General features: G+C 75.1%; 3 protein-coding genes and 1 pseudogene. 2 read left to right on the top strand and 2 right to left on the bottom strand.

Going from position 1 to position 3725, the window contains the following annotated elements; all coding sequences use genetic code 11:
* Window positions 1–793: (Fe-S)-binding protein (locus tag AB8Z75_RS33395; protein ID WP_369208649.1), on the top strand; the 793-nt coding region annotated here is incomplete at its 5' end.
* Window positions 794–862: 69 nt separating this feature from the next.
* Here the strand turns inward: AB8Z75_RS33395 and AB8Z75_RS33390 are convergent.
* A pseudogene (locus tag AB8Z75_RS33390) lies at window positions 863–1519 on the bottom strand (dioxygenase); the annotation flags it as partial.
* A 147-nt stretch (window positions 1520–1666) separates the two neighbouring features.
* Complete coding sequence (locus AB8Z75_RS33385; protein ID WP_369208647.1) at window positions 1667–2626, bottom strand: helix-turn-helix domain-containing protein; 960 nt, start codon at window positions 2624–2626, stop codon at window positions 1667–1669.
* Between the two features lie 265 nt (window positions 2627–2891).
* Here AB8Z75_RS33385 and AB8Z75_RS33380 point away from each other — a divergent pair.
* The coding region (locus AB8Z75_RS33380) for a TIGR03084 family metal-binding protein (protein WP_369208645.1) at window positions 2892–3725 on the top strand (834 nt) is incomplete at its 3' end.

Here is a 3725-nt window from a genome sequence, read left to right as displayed (position 1 = left end):
GCCCCGCACCCCCTTCACCCACTGGTGGCGCAAGCAGCCCGGCCGAAAGCGGGCGAGTGGCACCCCCGTGGTCCTGTGGCCCGACACCTTCACCAACTACCTCTCGCCCGAGGCGGGTACGGCCGCGGTGCGGGTCTTCCAGGACGCGGGACTGCGCCCCGTCGTGCCGCCGAAGCAGGTGTGCTGCGGCCTGACGTACGTCTCCACGGGCCAGCTCGACCGCGCCCGCGCCGTCATGCGCCGCACCCTCGACCACATCGAGCCTGCCCTCGACGCGGGCCTGCCCGTCGCCGTGCTGGAGCCCCCGTGCGCGGCGGCCCTGCGCTCGGACGTCCCCGAACTGCTGGCCGACGACCCGCGCGCCGCGCGCCTGGCGCGGTCGGTGCGCACCTTCGCGCAGACCCTTCAGGAGCAGGCCCCCGACTGGAGTCCGCCCCGCATCGACCGGCCCGTGGCCGGCCAGACCCACTGCCACCAGCACGCGGTCATCGGTGACGCCGCCGACCGGCGCCTGCGCGAGCGCGCCGGTCTCACCGGCGACCTGTCCGGCGGCTGCTGCGGCCTGGCCGGCAACTTCGGCTTCGAGAAGGGCCACTACGCCGTCTCCGCGGCCTGTGCCGAGGACCAGCTCCTGCCCTCCCTGCGAGCCGCAGCCCCGGGCACGGAGGTCCTCGCGGACGGCTACTCGTGCCGCACCCAGATGGACCAACTGGGCGGCCACCGCAGCAGGCACCTGGCAGAGGTACTGGCCGCCCATCTGCACCGGCGAGCGGCGTCCGGCTCCGGCACGTGAGTCCGCGCGTCACCCCCTCGACCGGTGACGGCGCCGGGCGAGGGGGTGGAAGGCGGCCTGACGGCCCTACGCGTTCACCACGAAGTCGAACGTGCCCACCAGGCCGCCCCCGTTCTGCTGGACGTTCATCAGCAGCCGGGCGTCGAAGATGGGGTCGGTCTGGTTGCGCGGTTCGCCGGGGAAGTAGAGCTGGGTGGTGAGGACGGACTGGTGCGGGGCCTGCACCTTGACGTGCAGGTGCCGGGTGCGGCCCGGATACAGGCCCGGGTGCAGCGTGGCCAGTCGGAAGGAGCCGTCCGCGCCGGTGTACTGGTGGCCGCGGAAGCCGTAGCCGACGTTGTCGTAGGCGCCGTTCGGGTCGGCCTGCCACCAGTCGAGCAGCACGTCCGCCAGCGGCTCGCATCCGGTGCCGAAGACGAAGCCGCTGACGGTCAGCTCGGTCCCCTGGGTGCCGGGCGGGACGATCGCGTCGCGCTCGGGGGAGTTGGGCTTGAAGTAGGGGCCCTCCATCTGCGGCGGTGTGGGGTCGTCGCCGTCGTCGCAGGTGGGGGTCGGTTCCAGCCGTTGGCCCGTCCCGCGCTGGTCGCGGGCCAGCGCGGGGGCGGCTCCGCCCGCTCCGGTGCCGATCAGCACGGCGGCCGGTGCGGCGGCCACCGCGGCGCGCAGCACGCTCTTGCGGCTGATCCTGCGGGGCCTTCTGGCGTCGGGGCGCTTGTCGTCATCCACTGGTTCGTTCCTCGCTCTTTCGACGGTGGGGGAAGTGCGGGGGACGGACGCGTCCGGCCGGGTTCGGCCGAGTGGGGACGACGCTACGGGTGCGTCGGTGCGGGGTCGATGGACGGAGTTACCCAAGCGTGGTGCTTTCCGCCGCCGTCACGTTCGCGGTGGCGGCTCGCCCGCCGCCGCCGGGCCCTCGTGGGCCTCGCGGCGGAACTGGCCGGGGCTCGCCCCGGTCTCGCGCCGGAAGAAGCGGCAGAAGTAGGCGGGGTCGGCGAAGCCGACGTCGTGGGCGACGCGCCGCACCGTCATGCCGGTGCCGGCGAGCAGCCGCTTGGCTTCCAGTACCTGGGCGTGCCGGATGAGCTGGCCGGGGGTGCGTCCGGTGGCCGAGCGGACGGCGGCGGTCAGGTAGCCGACGGAGACGCCGAGTTCGGCCGCGCAGGCGGCGACGGTGTGGGTCCCCGCCGCCCCGGGCGGTTCCAGCAGTTGGACGAACGAGCCCGCCAGGGAGGCGGATCTGCCGGGGGCGGCGTCCGGGTCCTGGGAGCCGTGGGCGCCGCGGGCGCTCGGGGTGCTGTGCGCGCGGGTCTCGGCGGGGAGGCGGCTCGCGTGGACCAGGAGGATGTGCAGGTAGGCCTGGAGGACGGTCAGCATGCCGCGCTGTCCTTCGCCGTACTCGGACCGCATGCCGCCCAGCAGGTCTTCGACCCGGGCGGCGGCCTGCCCGGTCAGCGGGAGGGAGGGGTGCTCGCCCAGGCCGCGCAGTAACTCGCGGTCTGACGGGTGGGCGAGCAGGAAGGACGGGTCGAAGAGGACGACGCAGCCGTGGACCTGCTCGTGCTGCTGCCAGTGGTGTGTCCGGCCGGGCGTGATGAAGCACAGGTGTGGCGGGCGCAGGGTCCAGCGGCGCAGGTCGATGACGTGGTGGCCGCTGCCGTGCGTCACGTAGGCGATCTCGTAGAAGGTGTGCCGGTGCGGGTAGGCGGCGCGGGAGAGCGGGCCGATGGTGTCGAACGTCCCGATGGCGAAGGGGAGGAGGCGCGGGGCGGGGACGTCGAGGCGGTGGAGCGGCATGCTGCGGTGCTCTTGTGCGGGGTTCTGCGTCGCGGTCACGTTGTCGCTTCCCTCCCTTCGGGGCCCCCGTTCCGGGAGGAGCTACCCGGGCTGGCGGGTGGGGAAAAGTCATGCAAGCACGCTTGCTTGTTTTCGCCGCGGCTGTCAGTCTCGGTGCCACGCACGGCGGTTGGGGCGCTCCCGGACGCCGAGCGGAGCGCCTCCCGTGGAGTGCGCCCCGCTCGCCGCCGCCCCGGCCACCGCCCTGCGACTCGCGTCCGCGACCCGCGACCCGCGCGACCCGTGACCCCGAGGAGGGTGGGCTGTGGCCACACCGGCGGAACTGCTCAGCGGCGTACTGGCCGACCTGCGCGCCGAGAGCGAGGACCTGGACCGGCTGGTCGCCGACGCGCCGCCCGCGACCTGGGCGGCGCCCACCCCGGCGCCCGGCTGGACCGTCGCCCACCAGATCGCCCACCTCGCCTGGACCGACGGGCGGGCCCTGCTCGCCGCCACCGAACCCGAGGCGTTCCGGCGCGAGGCGGAGCGGTTCCTGGACGGGCCTGGGGACGCCTCCGAGGCCGAAGGAGCGGCGGCGCACTTCATCGACGAGGCGGCCGAGGAGGGCGCCAGGATGCCCCGCGCCGAACTGCTGCACCGGTGGCGCGGCGGGCGCGCCGCGCTGGCGGACGCGCTCACCGCCGCCCTGTCCGGCCCCCGGCTGCCCTGGTACGGGACGGCGATGAGCCCCGCGAGCATGGCCACCGCGCGCCTCATGGAGACCTGGGCGCACGGCGAGGACGTGGCCGACGCGCTGGGTGTACGGCGGCAGCCCACGCGGCGGTTGCGGCACGTCGTGCGCCTCGGCGTCCGCGCCCGGGACTTCGCGTACGCCGTGCACGGGCTGCGACCGCCGGCGGAGCCGTTCCGGGTGGAGCTGAGGGGACCCGACGGCGAGGTGTGGGCGCACGGCCCGGCCGAAGGCCGGGAGAGGGTGACCGGGGACGCGTACGACTTCTGCCGTCTGGTGACCCAGCGGGTGCACCGTGACGACGCGGACGTGCACGCCGAAGGCGCGGAGGCCGGCCAGTGGCTGGACATCGCCCAGGCATTCGCCGGGCCGCCGGGGGCGGGCCGGCGAAYSSSGGCACGCGGGGGA

It is taken from the genome of Streptomyces sp. PU-14G (genome assembly GCF_041028275.1).
GTDB lineage: Bacteria > Actinomycetota > Actinomycetes > Streptomycetales > Streptomycetaceae > Streptomyces.
Note: the sequence above shows the minus strand (reverse complement) of the source record. Positions and strands in the feature narration are given on the sequence as shown.